This window comes from Melaminivora alkalimesophila, from assembly GCF_000282995.1.
In the GTDB taxonomy this organism is placed as follows: Bacteria; Pseudomonadota; Gammaproteobacteria; order Burkholderiales; family Burkholderiaceae_C; genus Melaminivora; species Melaminivora alkalimesophila.
In genome coordinates this window covers 1-1,042 of the sequence record NZ_ALEE01000558.1, presented here as the reverse complement: position 1 = coordinate 1,042, position 1,042 = coordinate 1, and the positions used below count along the sequence as shown (strand labels likewise).

Sequence of the window (1,042 nt, the reverse complement as noted above, 5' to 3'; positions counted from 1 at the left end):
CCGCCCGCCGCGCGGCGACTACAGCCGCGCGCGCGAGGACTACACCTGCGAGCAGAACTGGGCGGCCTACACCGCGACCGACCACGACACCTACCACCGGCTCTACCAGCGCCAGTCGGCCCAGCTGCCCGGACTGGCGAGCCAGGCCTTCATCGACGCGCTGCCGCTCCTGGGCGCCAAGGAACGCATCCCGCGCTTCGAGGAGGTGAACGAGCGCCTCTACAAGGCCACGCGCTGGGAGATCGTCACGGTGCCGGGGCTGATCCCCGAAGTGCCTTTCTTCCAACTGCTGGCGAACCGCAAGTTCCCGGTCACGGACTGGATCCGCAAGCCCGAGGAATTCGACTACGTGGTCGAGCCGGACGTGTTCCACGACCTGTTCGGCCACGTGCCGCTGCTGTTCAACCCGGTGTTTGCCGACTACGTGCAGCGCTACGGCGAGGGCGGCCTCAAGGCCGAGCGCCTGGGCGCCTGCGAGATGCTCTCGCGCCTGTATTGGTACACCATCGAGTTCGGCCTGATCCGTGAGGCGGACGGCCTGCGCGCCTACGGCGCCGGCATCCTCAGCTCGGCGGGCGAGCTGCCCTACTCGGTCCGCAGCCCCGAGCCGCTGCGCCTGCCGCTGGAGCTGCTGCGCACCATGCGCACGCGCTACAAGATCGACACCTACCAGCAGACCTACTTCGTGATCGACAGCTTCCAGCAGCTGTTCGACCTGACGGCGCAGGATTTCGCGCCGCTGTACGAGCAGCTGCGCGGCCTGCCCGAATTCACGGCGGACGGCCGCCCGGCAAGCGAGGCCGCGACGGCCGCGGGCTGAGCCGCCCTTCCCATTCCCGCAGAGCGCGCGCCGCCGTCATTCATCCAGCCACGCCAGGCACTGCGCCACCACCTCCGGGTAGAAGGCCAGCGCCACGTGCGGCACGCCCGCCAGGACGCGGTTGTCGGCGCCCTCCAGCCAGGCGGCGCGCGCCGGGTAGACCACGTTGTCGCCGTCCGATTGCCAGCACACGAAGCGCGCCCGCCGCGCCGCCGGCTCCGC

The 1,042-nt window shown here is 70.4% G+C and carries 1 protein-coding gene and 1 pseudogene; one reads left to right on the top strand and one right to left on the bottom strand.

Translation table 11 applies throughout. The features are described from left to right. Positions 1–820, top strand: an 820-nt coding sequence (gene phhA / locus A612_RS10910; protein WP_019374517.1) for a phenylalanine 4-monooxygenase, incomplete at its 5' end; no start/stop codon positions are given. 36 nt (positions 821–856) lie between these two features. Here the strand turns inward: phhA and A612_RS17400 are convergent. Continuing rightward, positions 857–1,042: pseudogene (locus tag A612_RS17400) on the bottom strand (permease); the annotation flags it as partial.